Source organism: Streptomyces sp. CC0208 (assembly GCF_003443735.1).
Lineage (GTDB): Bacteria > Actinomycetota > Actinomycetes > Streptomycetales > Streptomycetaceae > Streptomyces > Streptomyces sviceus.
Genome location: NZ_CP031969.1, coordinates 5990066 through 6012518, shown reverse-complemented (window position 1 = coordinate 6012518; position 22453 = coordinate 5990066). Strand labels below are relative to the sequence as shown.

Here is a 22453-nt window from a genome sequence, read left to right as displayed (position 1 = left end):
ACTAGACAGGGACCCATGCGTATTCAGGTACGGCGCACGGGCGGGTTCGCGGGCATCGAGCGGCACAAGGAGGTCGACACCTCCGGGCGGCCCGATGCCCACGAATGGCAGGCCCTGGCCGAGAAGGCGGTCGCCGCCGGCCGGGGCACCCCGCCGATCGGGGTTCCGGACGGCTTCGCCTACGAGATCACCGTGGACGGCAGGACGGTCTACGCCGCCGATCCCCGGCTGACGGAGGAGCAGCGGAAACTGATCTCGAAGGTACTCAAAGAGGGTGCGTAACTGCTTGTTCACGCCTGCCCGTTGACTTACCTACCCGCCGGTACCCATGATCCGGCGCATGGCGACTGAAGAGCATGCGATCCCTCGTTTCCCGGCCGGCTTCCTGTGGGGCGTCTCGACCTCGGCCCATCAGATCGAGGGCGCGGCGGACGAGCGCGAGCGGTCCGTGTGGGACACCTTCACGGCCGAACCGGGCCGGGTGAAGGACGGCTCCACGGCAGCGGTGGCCTGCGACCACTACCACCGCTACCGCGAGGACGTGTCCCTGCTGGCCGGCCTGGGGGTGGACGCGTACCGCTTCTCGGTCTCCTGGCCGCGGGTGCGCTCCGAGGGCGGCCTCGACTTCTACGACCGTCTCGTGGACGAACTGGTCGGGGCGGGCGTCCGTCCGGTCCCGACGCTCTTCCACTGGGACCTGCCGGAGTCCCTTCAGGAGGAGGGCGGCTGGCTGAACCGGGACACCGCCTCCCGCTTCGCCGAGTACGTGTCCCTGGTGGCCGACCGTCTCGGCGACCGTGTCACGAAATGGATCACCCTCAACGAGCCTGCCGAACACACCATGTTCGGCCACGCGCTCGGCGCCCACGCCCCGGGCAAGCAGCTGATGTTCGACGCGCTGCCCGCCGCCCACCACCAGCTCCTGGGCCACGGCCTGGCCGTGCAGGCGCTGCGCGCGGCCGGCGCCACGGACATCGGCATCGCAAACTCGCACGGCCCGACCTGGCCGGCCTCCCAGGAGCAACCGGACGTGGAGGCGGCGGACTTCTACGACCTGCTGCTGAACCGGCTGTTCGCGGAGCCTGTGCTGCTGGGCGAATACCCTTCCGGTCTGGGCGAGTTGATGCCGGGCGATGTCGCCGCCGACCTCAAGGTCATCAGCGAGCCGCTCGACTTCTACGGCGTCAACTACTACGCCCCGACCCGCGTGGGCGCCCCGCAGGGTGCGGACATCGAGTTCGGCGGACTGACGATCCCGGCCGAACTCCCCTTCTCCGTCCAGGAGATCGAGGGCGTACCGGTGACGGACTTCGGCTGGCCGGTGGTCCCGGAGGGCCTGACGGAGCTGCTCACCGGTATGCGCGAGCGCTACGGCGACCGCCTCCCGCCGGTCGTCATCACCGAGAACGGCTGCTCCTACGAGGGCATGGACGACCAGAACCGGATCGCCTACCTGGACGGCCACGTCCGGGCCCTGCACAAGGCGGTCGAGGCGGGCGTGGACGTGCGCGGGTACTTCGTGTGGTCGCTGATGGACAACTTCGAGTGGGCGGAGGGGTACGCGCGGCGGTTCGGCCTTGTCCACGTGGACTTCGAGACCCTCGCCAGGACCCCGAAGGCGTCGTACGCCTGGTACCGGGACCTGCTCCGGGCCCAGAGGTGAGCGCGGCTCTCACGGAGCCGGTCGACCGGGTCGGCAAGGGCTGGACCACCTCCCTCTCCCTCGCCAACGTGGCGATCTGGGTGGGCTGGTACGGCCCGTTGCAGATCCTGCTGGCCCGGCAGGCGGAGGACTTCGCGCCCGGCACCGGCATGTCCAAGGAGACGCTGCTGGCCTGGGCGACCGGGGTGGGCGCGGTGGTGTCACTGGCGGCGAACCCGTTCTTCGGCGCGCTGTCGGACCGCACCACGGCCCGCTGGGGCCGCCGCAGCCCGTGGATCGTGGCCGGTGCGGCGGGCGGCGCGCTGTCGCTGCTGGTGCTCGCCGGGGCGGGCGGCCTGTGGCTCATGACGCTCGGCTGGTGTCTGGTCCAGCTGACCCTGAACGCGGCCTTCGCGGCGGTCACGGCGGCCGTGCCGGACCGGGTGCCACGGCTCCAGCGGGGCGCGGTCGGCGGCTGGATCGGCGCGGCGCAGATCCTCGGCGCGGTCGTCGGCACAGGGCTGGCGACCGCGGCGGGCGGCATCGCGGCGGGCTATGCGGCCTGCGCGGTGTTCACACTGGCGGGGGTGCTGCCGTACGTGCTGCGCCACCGGGACCTCAGGCTGGCGGCCACGGACCAACCGGCGTGGTCCTGGCGGTCGTTCGCGCGCGGCTTCTGGCTGAGCCCGCGCCGCTACCCCGACTTCGCCTGGGCCTGGGTGACCCGCTTCCTGATCAACCTCAGCAACGCGCTGGTGTTGCTGTACCTCCTCTACTACCTGCGGGACCGCCTGCACTACGACGACCCCGAGCGGGGCGTGCTGATCCTGACCGCGGTGGACAGCGTTGCGCTGCTGGCCACGGTGGTGGTGGGCGGTGTCTGGTCCGACCGCGTGGGCCGCCGCAAGCCGTTCGTCCGCTGGTCCGGGGTCCTCATGGCGGTGGCGACGGCCCTGCTCGCGCTGTGGCAGACCTGGCCGAGCGCGATCATTGTGGCGGCGCTGCTGGGGGTGGGCCTCGGCGTCTTCATGTCGGTCGACTTCGCCCTGATGACGGACGTCCTGCCGACGGCCCTGGACCGGGGAAAGGACCTGGGCATCATCAACGTGGCGAACTCCCTGCCCCAGGTGGCGGCCCCCGCGTTGGCGGCACCGATCGTGACGCACCTCGGGGGGTACCGGGTGCTGTACGGGGTCGCGGCGGCGGTGGGTTTGGCGGGAGCGGTGCTGGTCGGCCGCATAAGGGGCGTCGACTAGGTTTCCCTAGGGGCGCGGGACTGTGTCGTTGTGCGGCTCCGCCGCGTGGGCGCGACCAGCCACAACGGACCCGCAGATCACAACGCTCCGGCCGCCCTCGCCGCATAAACCGACGGATACGCCGGCCGATACCCCAGCTCCCGCCGAATCCGCTCCGTGGACATGATCACCAGCCATGGATCGGGATCAACCCGCTCGTACAACTCACCCGGAATCTCGACCCCGTTGAGCTGATACAACTCCACCGCCGTCACAGGGGCGTCGTCGGCGATGTTGTACACCCGCCCCGAGCCCCCCGGCGCATGCAGGATCCGCAGCAACCCCTGGGCGACATCCGCATGGTGCCCCATGTGCAGCCGCTGGGTCGACGCCCAGTTCTTCGCCCACATCAGGGACTGGGCGAGATGCGGGTCCCCCTCGCCGTAGACGAAGGGAAGCCGCCCGACCCGCACATCGAGCCCGTCCAGCGCGAACAGCTCCCGCTCCGCCTCCGCCTTGGATGCGGGATAGGCACCCCACATGGAACCGCCGGGCCGGCTCTCGTCCTCCTCCGTCACCGGGCGCCCCCGCCCCTCGCCGTACACCAGACCGGTGCTGACCTGCACGAACCGCCGGACGCCGGAGGCCACCGCGGCACGGCCCAGCTCCACGGCCGCGTCCCGGTTGACCGCCCACGCCTCCTCGTCCGGCACGCCCCGGAAGGCCGCGGCCACGTTCACGACCGCGTCGGCTCCGGCGACGGCCTTGCCCAGCCCCTCGGTGTCCCGCAGATCCCCTACGACGACCTCGGCGCCGAGTTCCGCGAAGGGTTCGCCGCGCGAGGCGTCCCGTACCAGAACCCGCACCTGCTCCCCCGGCCGGGACTGTGCCAGCAGCCTCGGCACGAAGCGCCGGCCGACCTGTCCTGTCGTACCTGTCACCAACGTCAGCATGTTCTGCTCCCTTTCGTCCCCACCAGCGTGGGACGGCCGCGCGGGCACCGGGAGAGACCTCTTGATCAGGGGATCGGCAGTCCCTGGATAAGCCGGGAGGGGTGCCGCAGGCTGGAGGGGTGAACCGAGCCGAACTCGCCGACTTCCTGCGCCGCGGCCGCGCCCGGCTGAACCCGTCCGACGTGGGTCTGGCGCCGGGCGCCCGGCGCCGCACGCCCGGGCTGCGCCGCGAGGAGGTGGCCCAGCTGGCGGGCATGTCCGTGGACTACTACACGCGCCTGGAGCAGTCCCGGGGCCCGCGTCCGTCCCGTCAGATGCTGACGGCGCTGGCGCGGGCGCTGCGCCTGACCGACGTGGAGCAGGACCATCTGTTCCACCTGGTGGGCGAGGAGCCACCGCGCCGCGAGACGGGGTCGGCGCATGTCCGGCCGGGGCTGCTGCTGATCCTGGACCGGCTGCACGACACCCCGGCGCAGGTGGTGAACGACTGCGGCGAGGTGCTGGCGCAGAACGCGATGGCCAGGGCCATGGTGGGGGACGTGATGGCCCGCCCGCCCCGCGACCGCAACCTGGTCCGCCGCTTCTTCCTGGACCCGGCCGCGCGCACGCTGTTCCCCGAGGAGGACCTCGCGGACCACGCGCGCACCCAGGTGGCCACCCTGCGCGCGGTGACCGCGGCCCGCCCCGACGACCCGGAACCGACCGCGCTGGTCGCCGAACTCCGGGCGGCCAGCGAGGAGTTCGCCCGCCTGTGGGACGAGCACGAGGTGTCCCAGCGCGACCGGGCGACGAAACGCTTCGTGCACCCCGTGGTGGGGCTGCTGGAACTCGACTGCGAGGTCATGGTCAGCCACGAACACCACCACCTCCTGGTCGTCCACACGGCCCGCCCGGGGACGGAGGCGTACGAACGCCTGCAGCTGCTGAGGGTGGTGGGGCTGCAGGACCTGACCCCGCAGGAGGCGACCCCGTAAAGGCTCCTAGAACCCCAGCTTCCGCAACTGCCGGGGATCCCGCTGCCAGTCCTTCGCCACCTTCACGTGAAGGTCGAGGAAGACCGGTGTGCCCAGGAGCGCCTCGATCTGCTTGCGGCTCTTGATGCCGACCTCCTTCAGGCGCTTGCCCTTGGGGCCGATGATGATGCCCTTCTGGCTGGGGCGCTCGATGTAGACGAAGGCGTGGATGTCGAGGAGGGGCTTGTCGGCGGGGCGGTCCTCACGGGGGATCATCTCCTCGACGACCACCGCGATGGAGTGCGGGAGCTCGTCGCGGACGCCCTCCAGCGCGGCCTCGCGGATCAGCTCGGCGATCATGACCTGTTCGGGCTCGTCCGTGAGGTCGCCCTCGGGGTACAGCGCCGGGCCCTCGGGAAGCATCGGGATCAGCAGGTCCGCCAGCAGGTCGACCTGCTTGTTCGCGGTCGCCGACACCGGGACGATCTCCGCCCACTCGATGCCCAGCTCCTTGCCGAGCTGGTCGACGGCGATCAGCTGCTCGGCGAGCGTCTTGGAGTCGACGAGGTCCGTCTTCGTGATGATCGCGACCTTCGGGGACTTCTTGATCCCCGCGAGTTCCTTCGCGATGAAGCGGTCCCCGGGACCCAGCTTCTCGTTCGCCGGCAGACAGAAGCCGATCACGTCGACCTCGGCCCACGTGGTGCGTACGACGTCGTTCAGCCGCTCACCCAGCAGTGTGCGCGGCTTGTGCAGCCCGGGGGTGTCGACCAGGATCAGCTGGGCGTCCTCCCGGTGCACGATCCCGCGCACCGTGTGCCGCGTCGTCTGCGGCTGGTTGGCGGTGATCGCCACCTTGTGGCCGACCAGAGCGTTCGTAAGGGTGGACTTGCCCGCGTTGGGGCGGCCCACGAAGCAGGCGAAGCCGGCGCGGTGGGGGGCCTCCGACGATGCCGACGGCTCGGATGACTGACTGCGAACGCTCATGCGCCCCATTCTCCCTGATCCACAGAGCCCCGCCGCACAAGCGCCCGAGCACCGCCCGGACCGTGAGCATCCGGAAACCCCACCGCAATGAAACACACCGGAAACATCCCCGTGCGCATCCGGAAACGCAGGCCGGTGACCCTCTGACGAGCCCCCACATCGTTGGAGATCTCCATGTCCCTCGCCGCCCAAGGCATCGACACCGGTGACACCGCCTGGCTGCTCGCCGCCACCGCCCTGGTCCTGCTGATGACCCCGGGGCTCGCCCTCTTCTACGCCGGCATGGTCCGCACGAAGAGCGTCCTCAACATGCTGATGATGAGCTTCGTGTCGATCGCCCTGGTCACGGTGGTGTGGCTGGCCGCCGGCTACTCCCTGGCCTTCGGCGAGGACATCGGCGGCGGACTCATCGGCGGCCTGAAGCACGCGGGCATGTCCGGCCTCGGCCCCGACAGCGTCCACGGCACCGTCCCCACCCTCCTCTTCGCCACCTTCCAGCTCACTTTCGCCATCATCACGGCCGCGCTGATCAGCGGCGCGATCGCGGACCGGGCGAAGTTCGGGGCGTGGCTGGTGTTCGTCCCGGTCTGGGCGCTGCTCGTATACGTTCCCGTCGCCCACTGGGTGTGGGGCCCGGGCGGCTGGGTCCTGGACAAGCTCGGCGCACTCGACTTCGCGGGTGGTCTGCCGGTCGAGATCACCTCCGGCGCCTCCGGTCTCGCCCTCGCGCTGGTCCTCGGTCCGCGTCTGGGCTTCAAGAAGGACGCCATGCGCCCGCACAACCTCCCGATGGTCGTCCTGGGCGCGGGCCTGCTCTGGTTCGGCTGGTTCGGCTTCAACGCGGGCTCCGCCCTCGGTGCCAACGGCCTCGCCGCCGCCGCCTTCCTCAACACCCTCGCCGCCGGCTGCACCGGCCTGCTCGGCTGGCTCTTCGTCGAGCAGAAGCGCGACGGCCATCCGACCACGCTCGGCGCCGCGTCCGGCTCGGTCGCGGGTTTGGTCGCGATCACCCCGTCCTGCGGCTCGGTCTCCCTCCTCGGCGCGCTGTTCGTCGGCGTCGCCGCCGGTGTCGTCTGCTCGTACGCGGTGGGCTGGAAGTTCAGGCTGAACTACGACGACTCGCTGGACGTCGTCGGCGTCCACCTGGTCGGCGGAGTCATCGGCACGCTCCTGATCGGCGTGTTCGCCGTGAAGGAGATGACCGGCGGCACGGAGGGGCTGCTGTACGGCGGCGGACTCGCCCAGCTCGGCAAGCAGCTGGTGGCCGTGGTCGCCGTGGGGGCGTACGCCTTCCTGGTGACGTACGGCATCGGGAAGCTGATCGACAAGGCGCTGGGCTTCCGGGCCGACGAGGAGCACGAGCACACCGGCCTGGACCTTACGGTGCACGCCGAGACCGCATACGATCACGGCGTCCTGGGCCACGGTGCCCCGGTCAGCGCGTCCTCCGTCCCCTCCGCCCAGAAGGTCAAGACCCAGGCATGAAGCTCATCACCGCGATCGTCAAGCCGTACCGCCTCGACGAGGTCAAGACCGCGCTCCAGGAGATCGGCGTCCACGGTCTGACCGCGACCGAGGCCAGCGGGTACGGCCGCCAGCGCGGACACACCGAGGTGTACCGCGGCGCCGAGTACCGGGTCGACCTGGTCCCCAAGGTGCGCATCGAGGTCGTCGTGGACGACGCCGACGCGGACATGGTCATCGACACCATCGTCAAGGCCGCCCGGACCGGCAAGATCGGCGACGGCAAGGTATGGGCACTGCCGGTGGAGACGGTCGTACGGGTCCGGACGGGCGAGCGGGGCCCGGACGCCCTCTAGGCCAAGGGGCACGGGAGGCTTTTAGGGGCGCGGGGAACTGCGCGACCAGCCACGACGGCGCAGCAGACGCCATCGAACCCACAACCCCCCTCCCACGCCCCCCGCAGCGAACAGCACCACTGCGGCCAACCACGGCAAGGCGAAGAACCCCGCACTCGCCGACTCCCGAGTGTCCTTCGCACTCGCCGTCAACTTGACGGCTCCCCAGTCGAGTTGCGGCGCCCCGCGCCACGGCTCGCTCAGCCGTACCCGTTGCCCGGGCAGCAACTCACCGGGAATCTTCACGAGGTCCCGCGCCAGCAACGTCCGCCCGAACAACCCCGTCGCCCTCAACTCCACCTTCGGGTTCAACGTCACGTTGCCGGTGTTGCGCAGGGTGTACGAGATCGTCGCTCCGCTGTCCCCCAACCCCGGCACCAGCGGCTGGTGATGGCTGACGCGGACGTCCTCGACGGTGATCGCGGGCACGGTCGGTCCGCCCACGCGCAGATAGACCCGCGCGGCGACGGCCCGCTGCACGCCGAGCGCCACCGTCCCGTCGCCCTTGTCGATCCGCTCGTCCAGCGCCACCAACGCGCCGGGGTGGTCGCCCGGTTCGGCACCCTCGGGCACCGACAGCGTGAACGGCACGGTGACCCTGCCGTGCGCGGGGACGGTCACCCGGGTCTTCGCGGGTCTCGCCCAGGCCCCCACCCCGCGCTGCTTCTCCGCGACCGTGCGCACGGCGAAACCGCCGTCGCGGGCGGTGTTGTAGGCGTCGGCGGCGTAGAGCCGGAAGGTCAGGGGCCGACCGGTCCTGTTGCTGACGACCACCTTGTCGTCGATGGTCTGCCCGGGGTCGGCGGAGAGGTAGAAGTAGGGCCGCGCGGCGATCCGGGAGGCGGCGGGATACACGGACCAGCTGCCGTTGTCGGCGGCGTGCGCGGGCGTGGCGGCCGTGGCCAGGAACAGGCTCAGGCTCAGGCTCAGGAGAAGGACGTACAGCTTGCGCATGGGTGCGGACCCCCAGGGAGGCGGACGGGCGGGTGCGGGCGCCCGTACGGTCAGCTGAGTGTGAGGGTGAGAACGCCGGAGTACGTGCCCACGGGCGTGAACGCCGGCACGTTCAGGGAGAGCCCCGCGTTCACGGTGAACTCACCGCCGGTGAGCGCGGAGTTGGGCGTGGACGCGAGCGTCGCTCCCGAGGATCCGACCGCACCGGCGGAGCCGGCCTGGCAGGTGCTCGGGCTGCCCGCCTTGGTGGCGCAGGTGGGGCTCCAGCTCAGCGCGCCGGCGTCGATCTTGGCGCCGGCTCCGGTGAAGTCGGTGACCTTGCCGGTGAGGGACCAGCCGGCGGGTCCGCCGCGGAAGTCCTGGACGGTCACCTTGTTCAGGTTGCCGGTCGAGGCCCCGCCCTTGCCGTAGTCCACCGCCGAGAGGCTGACGGAGTCCCCGGCCTGGGACATGGACAGCGTGCCCGCCTTGACCGTGGTGGTGACCTTCTGGCTGCCGGCCGGGACGGGGGTGTCGTCGATGACGACGTACGCCTTCGGACCGGCACCCTTGGCGTCGCTCCACGCGCTGCCCTCGTACGCGACGACACCGGTCGTCGTCTTGTCGTTGACGACGAGCGCCCCGCTGAAGGCACCCGAGGAGTTGGCGGTGACGGTGGCGGTGTCCGCGGTCTGGGCGGCGCCCGCCCGCCCGGCCAGGGTGACCGTCGCGCCCGGGGTGAACTTGCCGCCGGTGACGGTGACGCTCGCACCGGGCTTCCCGGAGGCCGAACCCAGCGCGATGTCCCGCTCGTTGACGGGGTTCGTGTCCGTCGCGGTGACCGTCTCGGAGACCGGGGCGGGCGGGGTGATCACCGTGCAGGGCGTGTCGAGTTCGAGGATGTAGCTGGTGTGGATGTTGTAGTCGCCGGGCGAGAGCGTGATCGCGCCGGGTGAGGTGACCTTGAAGGTGCCGGTCATCGAGAACGACGGGAACGCCCCGTTGCCCGGCACCGGGTCGTTCTTCTTCGGTCCGGCGACCGTCACGGCGCCGGTCTGGGCGCCGCCGAGGGCGACCTTGCCGGTCGGCGTCATGATGTCGGCCGGCAGCGCGATGGCCGTGGGGTTGCTGGCGGCCGGTTTGACCACCGTGTAGGTCACGGTGACGGTGTCGCCCACCTTGGGGCTGGTGTTGTCCACGGCGATCCTGGCCGTCGTGGTGCCGTCGATCGGCGGGATGCCCGCGACCGCGGGCGGGATGCAGTGCGTGGCGAAGTCCACGTCGGTGGCGGCACCGGCCGGACAGGCCAGTGCGCCGCCCGCGGTGACCGCTAGCGCGGTCGCCCCGATAAAGGACGCCAGACGGCGTCTTCGAGTCGTCGAACCCATGGATGTGCCCCCTCCGGAAGCTCCTGAAGTCCTGCGCCGACAGGGGGCATTGATGTGTGGATGGCGTGAGAAGTCAATGGAGTTGCCGCAGAAATCTGACGGGATGTCAGTTTCTGCGGCAACCGGAGGACTTGCTCTGCGGAACGGGCGCCGGAGGTCAGTCGAAGACGAACGGGCCCGGGGCCTGCGGACCGGTCGCCGTGCAGGTCACGGTGATCCCGAAGACGACGATCTGGAGTGAACCGCCGTACGATTCCAGGCTGTCGCCGGACGCCACGGTTCCGTTGAGCGGCCCGACGGTGACGGGGTCGCCGGCCGCGATGGCGGGGTTCTCCGTACCGGTGAAGGTGGTGGTGCCGCCGTTCGCGTTCACGAAGGTGAGGGTCGAGGTGATCGAGTCCTCGGAGAGCGCGAGCGGAGCGTTGATCGCCGAGGTGACGGTGACGGTGGCCGCCGTGCCGTCCTGGGTGGCGGTGAGGGTCGCCTCGCCGCTGCCGAACATGCCGCAGTCGGCGTTGATCGTCGCGGTGTCCGGGGTGACAGCGAGAGCGGCGGGTGCGAACGCGAGCCCGACGGCCGCGAGCGTGCCGACCGCCAGTGCCGCACCGGTACCTATGCGCTTGCCTTTCATGGAATCCGGTTCCCTTCCCGTGGTGGGGACTGCCATGTGGGGATGGACGGGGGGTGCGTCCCGACGGACGGCCGGGCTTCACGGGGCGTGGTGCGGGACGCCGCGTGAGCTGGAATCTGACGGTCCGTCGGAATCTCCGGTTCCATTGATGCGCGTGGGACGAGGGAGGGCAAGCCGGAATTCCGGCCAACTGTTACCGGGGGTATCAGCCGGCGGTCACGGTGGCGCGCACGGTGCCGTCGACCCCCGCCACCAGCACCGGAGTCTGCGGGCCGCCCAGATCCCGGACGGCGGCCCGGTCCTGCTCGGAGGCCGATTCCGCCTCCGTCACCACGGCCGCCGCCTCCAGGGACTTCGCCCCGGACGCCACGGCCATGGCCACCGCGGTCTGCAACGCGCTCAGCTTCAGTGACGCCAGCTCGACGGTCCCGGCCACATACGTCCGCCCGGTCTCGTCCCGCACGGCCGCCCCCTCGGGCACTCCGTTACGGGCCCGCGCCGAACGGGCCAGCGTGACGATCTTGCGGTCCTCGGGGTCAAGCGCACTGTTGTCGGTCATGACAGGAGCATACGAACCGGGGCTACCAGAACGGCGCCATGGGGGTACGCCGCTCCCGGAGCCACCGCGCGCCGGGGCAGGCCACGCGCCCGCTCTCTCACCCCGCCACCGGATACATCGCCCCGCGCCGCCCCTCCGGTGAGGCCAGCCACTCCAGCTTGGCCGCGGTGCGGGCCTCGTCCAGCGGGGTGTGCAGGACGACCGTCAGGTCGGGGCGGGCCGGTACCCGCATCGCCGTGGACTCCACGCACAGCAGGCCGACCAGCGGATGGTCGAGCTCCTTGCGGATCACGCCGGCGTCCTCGATGTCCCGCCGCTCCCACAGCTCGGTGAACTCGGTACTCACCGACCGCACCCGGGCCAGCACGTCCTGGAACCCCTCGTCCTCGGGCCGCGCCGAGGCGGCCGCCCGGAACTGGGCGACGACGGTACGCGCGTTCTGTTCCCAGCTGTGCGATCGCGACCGGTACAGCGGGTCGGTGAAGAAGTCGACGAGGCAGTTCTGGGTGTTCTCCGGCCGCATGCCGAGCACCCAGCCGGCGGCGTCGTTGTACATCACGCAGTTGTAGTACGCGTCCATGATGTGCGCCGGATACGGCATCCACGCGTCGATCAGCCGCCGCAGCCCCTCGCAGCCGTGGTCGGCCGCCGGTTCCGGCGCGGGCGGGTTCAGCCCGGCGAGGACGTACAGATGCCGTCGCTCGGCGTTGCTGAGCCGCAGCACCCGCCCGACGGAGTCGAGGACCTGCGGGGACACCGAGATGTCCCGCCCCTGCTCCAGCCACTGGTACCAGGAGGCGCCCACCCCGGCCAGCACGGCGACCTCCTCGCGCCGCAGCCCCGGCGTCCGCCGCCGCGCCCCGCCGTCCGGCAGTCCTGCCTCGGCGGGCGAGACCCGGGCCCGCCGGCTCATCAGAAACTCCCGCAGCTCACGATGCCGCTCACTCTTGGGTACGACCTCGGGCACGAACGCATCCCCCTCGTGGTTGCCTGGTGGTGCCACCACCAGCACAACTTGCCGCTCCCCACGGCTATTCCGGCGCCCTCAGGCTCTTGCCCATGGCGATCGACACCACAAGCCCCGTCCCCGACGCACTCGACACCCCCCGGCTGTCGACGCGCGACAAGCTCGTCCTGTTCGTCCTGTGCGCCGCCCAGTTCATGGTCGCGCTGGACTTCTCCGTCCTGAACGTCGCCCTGCCCGTCCTCGGCGCCGACCTCGGCATGAGCCCCGCCGCCCTGCAGTGGGCGGTCACGGCGTTCGCCCTCCCGTCCGGCGGCTTCCTGCTCCTGTTCGGCCGCATGGGAGACCTGTACGGCCGCAGGAAGCTCTTCCTGTCCGGTCTCGCCCTGTTCGGCGCGGCCTCCCTGCTCGCGACCCTCGCCTGGGACCCGGCGTCCTTCCTCGCCGGACGCGCCCTCCAGGGCCTCGGCGCCGCGGCCATCGTGCCGACCGGCATGTCCCTGCTGACCACGACCTTCCCCGAGGGCCCCGCCCGCGACCGCGCCCTGGGCATCTCCGGCACCCTGCTCTCGCTCGGCTTCACCGTCGGCATGGTGGCCGGCGGCACCCTCACCGACACCCTCGGCTGGCGCTCCACGATGGGCCTGCTCACCCTGTTCGCCCTGATCGTGCTCCCGCTGGCCCCCGCCCTGCTGCCGGAGTCCCGCACCCCGGACCGGCCACGCCTGGACGTGCCCGGCGCGATCACGGTCACCGGCGGGCTGCTCGCCCTCATCTACGCCCTTTCCACCGCCGCCGACCACGGCTTCGGCCGTGCGGACGTCGTCGCCGGCCTGATCGCCGGCCTGCTGCTCCTCGCCGCCTTCGTCAAGGTCGAGTCCCGTAGCGCCCAGCCCCTGGTGTCCCTGCCCATGCTGCGCCGCCGCACGGTGGCGTGGGGCAACATCGGCGGTCTGGTCACCTTCTCCATGATGTCGACGGTCGTCTTCGTGCTGACCCTCTACCTCCAGGAGATCCTGCACCTGTCCGCCTTCGAGACCGGCCTGGTCTTCGGTGTCCAGGGCGTCCTCTCGGCGGTGGCCGGCACCTACGCCCCGAGGGTCATCGGCCGCTTCGGCCCGCGCCGCACGCTGGTCGGCTCCCTCGTCGGCCAGGGCGCCCTGATCGCCGCCCTGCTGGGCCTGGACACCGGGAACTGGTCCGTCTGGCTCGCCACCGCCGCCGTCTCCCTGGCCAGCATGTGCCACCTCGGCGCGATCATCTCGTACGGCGTCACCGTGACCTCCGGTGTCCCGGACGAGGAGCAGGGCCTGGCCACCGGCCTGGTCACCTCCACCCAGCAGATCGGCATCACCGTCGGCATCCCGCTGCTCGGCGTCCTCGCCACCACCTCGGACGACCTGATGTCCGGCGTCCACACGGTCCTCGCGCTGGACACGGCGATCGTGCTGGTGGCGGCGGCCGTGGTCGCGGTGGGGCTGCGGGTGCGCTCAGGGGCGGTCGAGGCGGAGCCGCTCGGCGCGCGGTAGACCGGCCACCACCAGGTCGTACGAATCCTCCACGAGCTCCCGGACCAGACGGTCCGGGAGCTCGCCGTCGACCGTGACGGTGTTCCAGTGGCGCTTGTTCATGTGGTAGCCGGGGGCGATCAGCCCGGGATGGTCGGCGCGCAGCCGGATCGCGTCCTCGGGGTCGCACTTGAGGTTGACCTTCAGGGGCCGCGCGTCGATCCAGCTCAGCGCGAACATCTTGCCGAGCACCTTGAAGACCGAGATCTCCGGGCTGAACGGGAAGTCCTCCACCGCCGCGTTGAACGACAGGCACAGGGCACGCAGTTCCTGAGGGGTCACTCGGACTCCTTCTCCGCTTCCGCCGGTTCGAGGGCGCCCACCGGCTCCACCAGAACCGTCACGATCTTGTTCCGGCGTCCGGCGGCGGCCTCCGCGGTCAGGCGCAGCGCGCGCCCGTCCGGGAGCTCGACAACCGCGGACGCCCCGGCGATGGGGACCCGGCCCAGCGCCTTCGCCAGCAGTCCGCCGACGGTCTCCACGTCCTCGTCGTCGTACTCGTCGAGCCCGTAGAGCTCGCCGAGGTCGGTGATGTCGAGGCGGGCCGTGACCCGGTGGCGGTCGTCGCCGAGGTCCTCCACCGGCGGCAGTTCACGGTCGTACTCGTCGGTGATCTCACCGACGATCTCCTCGAGGATGTCCTCGATGGTGACGATGCCGGCCGTGCCGCCGTACTCGTCGATGACGACGGCGACGTGATTGCGGTCCTGCTGCATCTCGCGCAGCAGGTCACCGGCGTTCTTGGTGTCGGGCACGAAGGCGGCGGGCCGCATGGCGGTGGACACCAGCTCGCTCTCCGCGTCCCGGCTGATGTGCGTCTTGCGGACCAGGTCCTTCAGATACACGATCCCGACGATGTCGTCCTCGCTCTCCCCGGACACCGGGATGCGCGAGAAGCCCGAGCGCAGCGCGAGCGTCAGCGCCTGCCGGATGGTCTTGAAGCGTTCGATGACGACGAGGTCGGTGCGCGGCACCATGACCTCCCGCACCAGTGTGTCGCCCAGCTCGAAGACGGAGTGCACCATGCGGCGCTCCTCGTCCTCGATCAGGGACTCCTTCTCGGCGAGGTCGACCAGCGCGCGCAGCTCCGCCTCGGAGGCGAACGGGCCCCGGCGGAAGCCCTTGCCCGGGGTGAGCGCGTTGCCGATGAGAATCAGCAACGACGGGATCGGGCCCATGATCCGGGCCAGCGGGAGCAGGATGTACGCGGCCGCGGTCGCCGTGTTGAGCGGGTGCTGACGCCCGATGGTGCGCGGGGAGACACCGACGGCGACGTACGACACGAGCACCATGACGCCGATCGCGACCAGCAGGGCGCGGGTGGTGCCCGGGAACTCCTGGAGGCAGGCGTAGGTGACCAGGGCGGCCGCCGCCATCTCGCAGGCGACGCGCACCAGCAGCGCCACGTTGAGATAGCGGGTCGGGTCGGCGGCGATCTGCGCGAGCTTGGCGCTGCCCCGCCGGCCGTTGCGTACGGCTTCCTCGGCGCGGAAGCTGGAGACGCGCGCGAGGCCCGCCTCCGCGCAGGCGGCGAGCCAGGCGACGACGACCAGGGCGATCGCGCCGGAGACAAGGGGCAGGCTCATGAGACGGTCGGCGCGGGGGACGGACCGGTGAGCCCCTTCTCCTGCCGCCAGCCGTCCACGATGGCCGCCTGCAGGCCGAACATCTCGGCCTTCTCGTCCGGCTCCTCGTGGTCGTAGCCGAGCAGGTGCAGCACGCCGTGGACGGTGAGGAGCTGGAGCTCCTCGTCCATGGAGTGCTGCGTCTCGGCCTCCTCGCCCTGCCTCTTGGCGACCTCGGGACACAGCACGATGTCGCCGAGGAGGCCCTGCGGGGGCTCGTCGTCGTCCTTGCTGGGCGGCCTGAGCTCGTCCATCGGGAACGACATGACGTCGGTGGGCCCCGGCAGGTCCATCCACTGGATGTGCAGCTGCTCCATGGCGTCGGTGTCCACGACGATCACCGAGAGCTCGGAGAGCGGGTGGATGCGCATCCGCGCGAGCGCGTAGCGGGCGATGTCGAGGATCGCCTGCTCGTCGACCTCGGTTCCGGACTCGTTGTTGACGTCGATCGACATGGTGCTGGCTTGTCTACTTCCGCTTGTCCCGGGCGCCCTTGTGGGTGCCGTTCTCCGTACCGTTCTCGGTGTCGTACTTCTCGTACGCGTCGACGATACGGCCGACCAGCTTGTGCCGTACGACGTCCTGGGACGACAGGCGGGAGAAGTGCACGTCCTCCACACCCTCCAGGATGTCCTGCACCTGCCGCAGCCCGGACTTGGTCCCGTTGGGCAGGTCGACCTGCGTCACGTCACCGGTGATGACGATCTTCGAGTCGAAGCCGAGGCGGGTGAGGAACATCTTCATCTGCTCGGGGGAGGTGTTCTGGGCCTCGTCGAGAATGATGAAGGCGTCGTTGAGGGTGCGGCCACGCATGTACGCCAGCGGCGCGACCTCGATCGTCCCCGCCGCCATCAGACGCGGGATCGAGTCCGGGTCCAGCATGTCGTGCAGGGCGTCGTACAGCGGACGCAGGTACGGGTCGATCTTCTCGTAGAGGGTGCCGGGCAGGAAGCCGAGCCGCTCCCCCGCCTCCACCGCCGGGCGGGTCAGGATGATGCGGTTGACCTGCTTGGACTGGAGGGCCTGCACCGCCTTGGCCATGGCGAGGTAGGTCTTTCCGGTACCGGCGGGGCCGATGCCGAAGACGATCGTGTGCTTGTCGATCGCGTCGACGTACCGCTTCTGGTTGAGGGTCTTGGGGCGGATGGTGCGGCCGCGCGAGGACAGGATGTTCTGTGTGAGCACTTCGGCCGGGGTCTCCTGGCCGTCGCTCGTCCCGTTCTCGCTCGCTCGCAGCATGGCGATCGAGCGTTCCACTGCGTCCTCCGTCATCGGCTGTCCGGTGCGGAGCACCAGCATCATCTCGTCGAACAGGCGCTGCACGAGGGCGACGTCCGCCGCCGCGCCGGTCGCGCTGATCTCATTGCCCCGGACATGGATGTCGGCCGCCGGGAAGGCCTTCTCGATCACGCGCAGGAGCGAGTCGCCGGACCCCAGGACCGAGACCATGGGGTGCTGGGCGGGGACGGTGAACTGTGCTCTCGCCTGCCCCTGCGCGGGGCTGTGACCTGTCGGTGTCTGAGTCATGGGCCGGCGCTTAAGGCCTGCGGTTCCTCCTCGTCAGGGCCGCACAACTGGAGGCGGCCTCGCGGGTTCAAGAGTACGACGGTGCACTGACAACGCCGTAGGGCTTTTCGACGGTCGGGGCGCCCCGAATGCAGCGGTGAGCCCTGCATGCTCCCCCGGGCCCCCGGAAAGAATGCGCTCACTGCCATGTGTGTCGAGGTCCTCGACTGCTCGAAGAAGGAAGACCGTGCTGCTGCGTCTGCCCACGTCCCTGCCGGAGGCACAGGAGTGTCTGACCGACGGGGCGACACCCGTAGGCGGCGCCACGCTCGTGTGGGCCGCCTGGCAGCGCGACGGCTTTCCCGAGCAGGCCGTGTCGCTGCGCGAGGTGCCGGAGGCGAACGTCCTCGGGGCGGGGGAGCTCGGGGCGGCGGTCCTGCTGCACCGGATCGACGAACGGGTGCCGGAGGTGCTGCACCGGGCCGCGGCCGGCATCGGCACCGGGGCCGTGCGCCGGACCGCCACGGTCGGCGGGAACATCGTCGGCAGCACCCTGCGCTGTCTGCTGCCCGCGGCACTCGTCCTGGACGCCCGGGCGCGGGTCTTGGCGGCGGAGGGGCCGTTCGAGGCAGACCTCGCCGAACTGCTCGCCAAGAAGCCGTTGCTGCTGAGCCTGCACTGGGACGATCCGCTGGTCAGCGGCTACCGCAAGGTGGCCGAGGCCCCGGGCGGGCCACCGCCCCTGGTCGTCGCCACCGCCGTGCACCCGGGCGCCCGCCCGGTGCTGCGCGTCGCCGTCCGCGACGGCTACGACTTCCTGAGCGAGAGCGTGCCCTGCGACACGCCCGCGGACACCGTGCTCGACGCCCTGGGCGGTACGGCGATGGGGTCGCTGCCCGCCGAGGCCCGCGAGGTGGTCCGGGAACAGGTGCTGTCGGCACTGGAGCGGGCGGATCACCACTGACTGTTCCGGTCCTGGCCGCGGTACCACCCGGCACTCGGCGCGGACGCGGCCTCCGTGGGTCTCAGGCCGACCTGCCGAAGCCGATCGTCGGTACCGCCCGTCGCAGGGGCCAGCCCGGGGCGGACTCCTTGGGGATCAGGTCCGCCAGGAAGGCGTACCGGCGCAGCGCGGCCGGGTCCTGGGAGGCGACGGACTGGACCCTGCGCCACCAGGCGCCGATCTCGGACCAGCCCGGCGCGGACAGGGAGCCGCCGAACTCCTGGACGGAGAGCGCGGCGGTCAGGCCGGCGAAGGCCAGCCGGTCCGCCAGCGGCCAGCCCGCGAGGGTGCCGGTGACGAAGCCGGCCACGAAGACGTCCCCGGCGCCGGTGGGGTCGAGCGCCTCGACCTCGATCGCCGGGACCTCGGCGGCCTCCCCGGTACGCCGGTCCACCGCGTACGCGCCCTCGGCTCCGAGCGTGACCACGGCGAGCGGCACGTGCTCGGTGAGCGCGTGGGCGGCCTCGCGGGGGCAGGAGGCGCCGGTGTAGCGCATGGCCTCCTCCGCGTTCGGCAGGAAGGCCTCGCAGTGGGCGAGGTCGGGGAGGCCGGCCAGGTCCCAGGCGCCGGTCTCGTCCCAGCCGACGTCGGCGAAGATGCAGGTGCCCTTGCCCGCTGCCTGGGCGATCCAGGGGGCGCGCTTCCCCGGCTCCAGCGAGGCCACGGCCGCACGCGCGCGTGGGGGGCAGTCCGGCGCGCCCTCCTGGACGAGCACGGCCTCGGGGGGCGGCTCGTGGCCGTGGGAGACCATGGTGCGCTCGCCCTCGTACGCCATCGACACAGTGACCGGGGAGTGCCAGCCCGGAACCCTGCGCGACGGGGAGAGGTCGATGCCCTCGCCCTGCTCCAGGGCGTCCCAGCAGTACTCGCCGTAGTGGTCGTCGCCGAAGGCCGCGGCCAGCGAGGTGCGCAGCCCGAGCCGGGCCAGGGCCGTCGCCATGTTCGCCACTCCGCCGGGGCTCGACCCCATGCCGCGGGCCCAGGACTCGGTGCCGCGCACCGGGGCGGTGCCGAGCCCGGTGAAGACGATGTCGAGGAAGACGGTGCCGGTGAGGTAGACGTCCCAGGGTGGATCCTCGGGTGTGCGCAGAGCTGCGAGAGGGTCGACCCGGGCCTGGCCCTGCCCGTTCCCTCCGAAGTGCGACGGTCCCTTCCCGTTGGACGCGATCACGGTGAGCTCCCTGCGCGTGGTGCCGATCAGGCCAGTCTGCACCACACCACCGACAACGGGCCGGAACCCGCGTCAGGCTCGCAAGCGCCGGTCCAGGCGTTCCGGCCCGTCCGGCGTTCGAGGACGAGGCCCTTCAGGGCCGAAGCGGGGTCTGTGGTCGCAGCCCTCAGACCCCAGACCCCTACCAGCGAGGCACGCCCGGCGTGACCCACCCCGGCTCGGCCACCCGCATGGCCGCGGCGTCGTCCCGCTCCCGCAGCGAACCGTCGTCATCCAGCCACCGCCGATGCAGGAACTCCACTTTCCGCCGGTCGAGTTCGACACCGAGCCCGGGCGCGTCGGAGACCCGCACGGCCCCGCCCTCGAAGACCAGCCGCTCGGTCAGCACGTCCTCCGACTGCCACGGATAGTGCGAGTCGCAGGCGTGGTGGAGATTCGGCACGGTGGACGCCACATGCGTCATCGCGGCCAGCGAGATCCCCAGATGCGTGTTGGAGTGCATGGACACCCCCACCCCGAACGTCCGGCAGATCGCCGCGAGTTGCTGGGTGTTCCGCAGCCCGCCCCAGTAGTGGTGATCGGAGAGCACCACCTGCACGGCATCCCGGACGAACGCCTCCTTGATCTCGGCGAAGGTCGTCACGCACATGTTGGTGGCCAGCGGGACGTCGGTCCCGGCGGACACCTCGGCCATGGCCGCGGTCCCCAGCGCGGGATCCTCCAGATACTCCAGGACGTCCCCCAGCTCCTCGGCGACCCTCAGCGAAGTCGCCACGCTCCAGGCCCCGTTGGGGTCGAGCCGCAGGGGATGGCCGGGGAAAGCCTCGGCAAGAGCCCTGACCGCCGCGATCTCCTCGTCCGGCGGAAAGACCCCGCCCTTGAGCTTGAAGGACGTGAAGCCGTACCGCTGCGTGAACAGCCGGGCCTGCTCCACCACCCCCGCGGGATCGACGGCCGCACCCCAGTCGTCCTTCTCGCAGGCGACGCCCTCCGGATGAGCGGCCCACTTGTAGAACAGGTACGCGCTGTACTCGACCGCGTCCCGGACCTTGCCCCCGAGCAGCGCGTGCACCGGCAGACCGAGCGCCTTGCCCAGCGCGTCGAGGCAGGCCACCTCGAACCCGGAGACGACGGACAGCCGCAGCTTGTCGGCGGTCTGCACGCCCCGCAGTCCACCGACGTCGACCTGTCCGAAGACCCGGGAGGAGTCGACCGCCACCTGGTCCGCGACCGCGAACAGCCCGTTCAGATCCGCGACCTGACGTCCGATCAGCTTCGCCGCGAAGGGCCGGGCCAGCTCCAGGTACTTGGTGTCGCCGTACGTCTCCCCGACCCCCACGACCCCGTCCCCGGTCTCCACCTCGACGATCAGCCGGGGCGTGTACGGCTGGTGCACGCCCTGCGTGTTCAACAGCGGCGGATCGGCGACGAGGATCGGCGTCAGGCGGACATCGGTGATCGTGAGGTTCACAGCGCGGCGCCTACGAGGTCGAGACCGGTGGTCAACAACACGCGCAGGTCCGCCAGATCGGCGTCCGACGGGTCGGTGAGCGGTGCGCGCACCGGCCCCACCGGCCGCCCCCGCAACCGTGCCGCCGCCTTCACCAGCGACACCGCGTACCCGGGCACCCGGTCGCGGAGCTCGACGAGCGGGACGTAGAAGTCGCGCAGCAGCTTCTCCAGGGTCCCGTCGTCGCCGTCGCGCAGGGCGGTGAAGAAGGCGTTCGCGATCTCGGGGGCGAAGGCGTGGACGGCGGAGGAGTAGGCGGGGACGCCGACGGTGGCGTAGGCGCGGGCCTGGATCTCGGCGGTGGAGGCGCCGTTGAAGAACAGGAAGTCCTCGGGGGCGGCGAGGGTGAGGCGCTGGAGCCGGTCGAGGTCGCTGTGCCCGTCCTTGAGTCCGATGACCCCGTCGATCGCGGCGACCCGCCTGAACGCGTCCACGCCGAAGGCGACCTGACCGCGCTGGTAGGCGATGAGCGGCAGCCGTGTCCGCGCCGCGATCTGCTCCAGCTGTGCGACCAGGCCGTCCTGCGGGGCGGCGACCAGGTAGTGCGGGAGGACCAGCAGCGCGTCCGCTCCCGCCTCCTCGGCAATCCGGGCGAAGCGGACGGCCTGCGCCCAGCCGTAGCCGATCCCGGCGACGACGGGCACGCGCCCGCCTGCCTCCTCGACGGCGATGGTGACGACCTGCCGGTACTCGTCCTCGTCCAGCGAGAAGAACTCGCCGGTGCCGCAGGCCGGGAAGACCGCGCCGGGGCCGGTGGCGATCTGGGCGGCGACGTGGGCGCGGAAGCCGTCGGGGTCGAGGGTGCCGTCGTCATGGAAGCTCGTGAGCGGGAACGACAGCACGCCGTGTGCCATGCCGTCCCGCAGTCGTCGGGCCGTGTCCGGGTCGAGGGTCACCCTCGCTCATCTCCCCATGTAGACGTAATCTACGTATGAAGATGGAGATTAGATAGGCGAACCCTGTCCGTCAATGGGTCGCCGCGAGGTTTGGCGGGCCGATTACCATCAGCGCATGTCAGAGACCGGTGGTGTCCGCGAGGTGAAGTCGGCGGCCCGCACCGTCGAACTCCTCGAACTGCTGGCCGCGCGCGGCGACCGCCCGGCCCGGCTCCAGGAGCTCGCGGACGAGCTGGGCGTGCCGCGCAGTTCGATGTACGCGCTGCTCCAGACCCTGATCTCGCGCGGCTGGGTCCGCACCGACGTCACCGGCTCGCTCTACGGCATCGGCATCCACGCCCTGCTCACCGGCACCAGCTACCTGGACTCCGACCCGCGCGTCCGGGTCGCACGGCCGTATCTCGACGAGGCGTCCCAGGCGCTGGGCGAGACGATCCACCTGGGCCGGCTCGACGGCCGGGACGTGGCCTATCTGGCGACCCGCGAGTCGCACGAGTACCTGCGGACCATCAGCAGGGTCGGCCGCCGGCTGCCCGCGCACGTCGGCGCGCTGGGCAAGGCACTGCTGGCCGAATGGCCCGACGAACGGCTCCCCGAGGGGCCGTACGAGGCACTCACCCCGAACTCCCACACCACCCGCGACTCCTTGCTGACCGACCTCGCCGAGGTCCGCGCCCGTGGCTACTCGATCGACCGGGAGGAGGGCGTCCTCGGCATCGTCGGCTTCGGCTTCGCCCTGCGCTACGACTCCCCCGCCCAGGACGCCATCAGCTGCTCGGTCCCGGTCGCCCGTCTGACACCGGACCACGAACAGCAGATCGTCACGGTCATGCGCGAGATCAGGGGCAAGATCGAGGCGACGGCACCGGGTGCGGGGGGCGCTCCCAGCTGGCGCTAGGGGCACCGAAAAGGCGCCGAAAAAGGGCCTCGTCTACCCGACAGCCCGCACCCCAAACGGAACGTGGCTCAGATCACACCACCCGGGCTGTTTCCGCAACCGCGTGCTTGATACAAATTCTTCGCGCGTTCCTGTCCGTCGACGGCCTGCGCCCAACCCCCTTTTCGAGCCG

General features: G+C 71.1%; 23 protein-coding genes. 9 read left to right on the top strand and 14 right to left on the bottom strand.

Annotated features, from left to right (window positions below; translation table 11 throughout):
• Positions 1-15 precede the first annotated feature (15 nt).
• From D1369_RS27590 to D1369_RS27580, 3 genes are read left to right on the top strand one after another with little or no spacing between them, the layout of a single operon-like run.
• Positions 16-282 carry a protealysin inhibitor emfourin gene (locus D1369_RS27590; RefSeq protein ID WP_007381915.1) on the top strand — a complete coding sequence of 89 codons (267 nt, stop codon included), beginning with the start codon at positions 16-18 and terminating at the stop codon, positions 280-282.
• Positions 283-340: 58 nt separating this feature from the next.
• The gene (locus D1369_RS27585; RefSeq protein WP_037899969.1) at positions 341-1663 is read left to right on the top strand and encodes a GH1 family beta-glucosidase; all 1323 of its coding nucleotides are present in this window, start codon (positions 341-343) and stop codon (positions 1661-1663) included.
• Complete coding sequence (locus D1369_RS27580; RefSeq protein WP_037899971.1) at positions 1660-2898, top strand: MFS transporter; 1239 nt, start codon at positions 1660-1662, stop codon at positions 2896-2898. Before D1369_RS27585 ends, D1369_RS27580 begins: the two co-directional genes overlap by 4 nt.
• Before the next feature lie 77 nt (positions 2899-2975).
• Here D1369_RS27580 and D1369_RS27575 read toward each other — a convergent pair whose 3' ends face one another.
• Positions 2976-3830 (bottom strand): NAD(P)-dependent oxidoreductase, encoded by an 855-nt coding sequence (locus D1369_RS27575; RefSeq protein WP_037899972.1) that lies wholly within the window; start codon positions 3828-3830, stop codon positions 2976-2978.
• A gap of 119 nt (positions 3831-3949) precedes the next feature.
• On the opposite strand from D1369_RS27575, the gene D1369_RS27570 reads away from it, so the two are divergent.
• Positions 3950-4804 carry a helix-turn-helix transcriptional regulator gene (locus D1369_RS27570; protein WP_007381919.1) on the top strand — a complete coding sequence of 285 codons (855 nt, stop codon included), beginning with the start codon at positions 3950-3952 and terminating at the stop codon, positions 4802-4804.
• A gap of 6 nt (positions 4805-4810) precedes the next feature.
• On the opposite strand, the gene era is transcribed toward D1369_RS27570, so the two are convergent.
• The gene (gene era, locus D1369_RS27565) at positions 4811-5779 is read right to left on the bottom strand and encodes a GTPase Era (protein ID WP_007381920.1); all 969 of its coding nucleotides are present in this window, start codon (positions 5777-5779) and stop codon (positions 4811-4813) included.
• 165 nt (positions 5780-5944) lie between these two features.
• Between era and D1369_RS27560 the strand changes: the two genes are divergently transcribed.
• Together D1369_RS27560 and D1369_RS27555 are read left to right on the top strand one after the other, a co-directional pair.
• Entirely contained in the window at positions 5945-7255 is a 1311-nt protein-coding gene (locus D1369_RS27560; protein WP_037903294.1) for an ammonium transporter, read from the top strand.
• Complete coding sequence (locus D1369_RS27555; protein WP_007381923.1) at positions 7252-7590, top strand: P-II family nitrogen regulator; 339 nt, start codon at positions 7252-7254, stop codon at positions 7588-7590. The genes D1369_RS27560 and D1369_RS27555 overlap by 4 nt, the downstream gene beginning before the upstream one ends.
• A 21-nt stretch (positions 7591-7611) precedes the next feature.
• On the opposite strand, the gene D1369_RS27550 is transcribed toward D1369_RS27555, so the two are convergent.
• The 5 genes from D1369_RS27550 to D1369_RS27530 form a co-directional block, all read right to left on the bottom strand.
• Entirely contained in the window at positions 7612-8583 is a 972-nt protein-coding gene (locus D1369_RS27550; protein WP_007381924.1) for a DUF916 domain-containing protein, read from the bottom strand.
• 50 nt (positions 8584-8633) lie between these two features.
• Positions 8634-9950, bottom strand: a complete 1317-nt coding sequence (locus tag D1369_RS27545; protein ID WP_007381925.1) for a hypothetical protein — start codon at positions 9948-9950, stop codon at positions 8634-8636.
• 157 nt (positions 9951-10107) lie between these two features.
• Positions 10108-10581 carry a hypothetical protein gene (locus D1369_RS27540; protein WP_007381926.1) on the bottom strand — a complete coding sequence of 158 codons (474 nt, stop codon included), beginning with the start codon at positions 10579-10581 and terminating at the stop codon, positions 10108-10110.
• A gap of 205 nt (positions 10582-10786) precedes the next feature.
• Positions 10787-11140 carry a cytidine deaminase gene (locus tag D1369_RS27535; protein WP_007381927.1) on the bottom strand — a complete coding sequence of 118 codons (354 nt, stop codon included), beginning with the start codon at positions 11138-11140 and terminating at the stop codon, positions 10787-10789.
• Positions 11141-11237: 97 nt separating this feature from the next.
• Positions 11238-12053, bottom strand: a complete 816-nt coding sequence (locus D1369_RS27530) for a helix-turn-helix domain-containing protein (protein ID WP_050789877.1) — start codon at positions 12051-12053, stop codon at positions 11238-11240.
• Positions 12054-12199: 146 nt separating this feature from the next.
• Here D1369_RS27530 and D1369_RS27525 point away from each other — a divergent pair, with 146 nt between their 5' ends.
• Positions 12200-13633 carry an MFS transporter gene (locus D1369_RS27525; RefSeq protein ID WP_037899977.1) on the top strand — a complete coding sequence of 478 codons (1434 nt, stop codon included), beginning with the start codon at positions 12200-12202 and terminating at the stop codon, positions 13631-13633.
• Here D1369_RS27525 and D1369_RS27520 read toward each other — a convergent pair.
• From D1369_RS27520 to D1369_RS27505, 4 genes are read right to left on the bottom strand one after another with little or no spacing between them, the layout of a single operon-like run.
• Positions 13595-13954 carry an MmcQ/YjbR family DNA-binding protein gene (locus D1369_RS27520; protein ID WP_007381930.1) on the bottom strand — a complete coding sequence of 120 codons (360 nt, stop codon included), beginning with the start codon at positions 13952-13954 and terminating at the stop codon, positions 13595-13597. The two genes, D1369_RS27525 and D1369_RS27520, sit on opposite strands and share 39 nt — an antisense overlap.
• Entirely contained in the window at positions 13951-15258 is a 1308-nt protein-coding gene (locus D1369_RS27515; protein ID WP_007381931.1) for a hemolysin family protein, read from the bottom strand. The genes D1369_RS27520 and D1369_RS27515 overlap by 4 nt, the downstream gene beginning before the upstream one ends.
• On the bottom strand, positions 15255-15752 hold the full coding sequence (gene ybeY, locus D1369_RS27510) for an rRNA maturation RNase YbeY (protein WP_007381932.1): 498 nt from the start codon (positions 15750-15752) through the stop codon (positions 15255-15257). The genes D1369_RS27515 and ybeY overlap by 4 nt, the downstream gene beginning before the upstream one ends.
• A gap of 13 nt (positions 15753-15765) precedes the next feature.
• Entirely contained in the window at positions 15766-16824 is a 1059-nt protein-coding gene (locus tag D1369_RS27505) for a PhoH family protein (protein WP_007381933.1), read from the bottom strand.
• A 226-nt stretch (positions 16825-17050) separates the two neighbouring features.
• Here D1369_RS27505 and D1369_RS27500 point away from each other — a divergent pair, with 226 nt between their 5' ends.
• On the top strand, positions 17051-17767 hold the full coding sequence (locus tag D1369_RS27500) for an FAD binding domain-containing protein (RefSeq protein ID WP_007381934.1): 717 nt from the start codon (positions 17051-17053) through the stop codon (positions 17765-17767).
• A 61-nt stretch (positions 17768-17828) separates the two neighbouring features.
• Here the strand turns inward: D1369_RS27500 and D1369_RS27495 are convergent, their stop codons facing one another.
• The 3 genes from D1369_RS27495 to D1369_RS27485 all read right to left on the bottom strand — a co-directional run bounded on the left by D1369_RS27495 (position 17829) and on the right by D1369_RS27485 (position 21383).
• Positions 17829-18974: a PfkB family carbohydrate kinase gene (locus tag D1369_RS27495; RefSeq protein ID WP_240436185.1), complete on the bottom strand. Its 1146-nt coding sequence runs from the start codon at positions 18972-18974 to the stop codon at positions 17829-17831.
• Between the two features lie 184 nt (positions 18975-19158).
• On the bottom strand, positions 19159-20448 hold the full coding sequence (locus D1369_RS27490; protein ID WP_007381936.1) for a glucarate dehydratase family protein: 1290 nt from the start codon (positions 20446-20448) through the stop codon (positions 19159-19161).
• Positions 20445-21383, bottom strand: coding sequence for a 5-dehydro-4-deoxyglucarate dehydratase (locus D1369_RS27485; protein WP_007381937.1), 939 nt, complete (start codon positions 21381-21383; stop codon positions 20445-20447). The genes D1369_RS27490 and D1369_RS27485 overlap by 4 nt, the downstream gene beginning before the upstream one ends.
• A gap of 115 nt (positions 21384-21498) precedes the next feature.
• Here D1369_RS27485 and D1369_RS27480 point away from each other — a divergent pair, with 115 nt between their 5' ends.
• A complete protein-coding gene (locus D1369_RS27480; protein WP_007381938.1) occupies positions 21499-22281 on the top strand; it encodes an IclR family transcriptional regulator in 783 nt (260 codons plus the stop codon).
• Positions 22282-22453 lie beyond the last annotated feature (172 nt).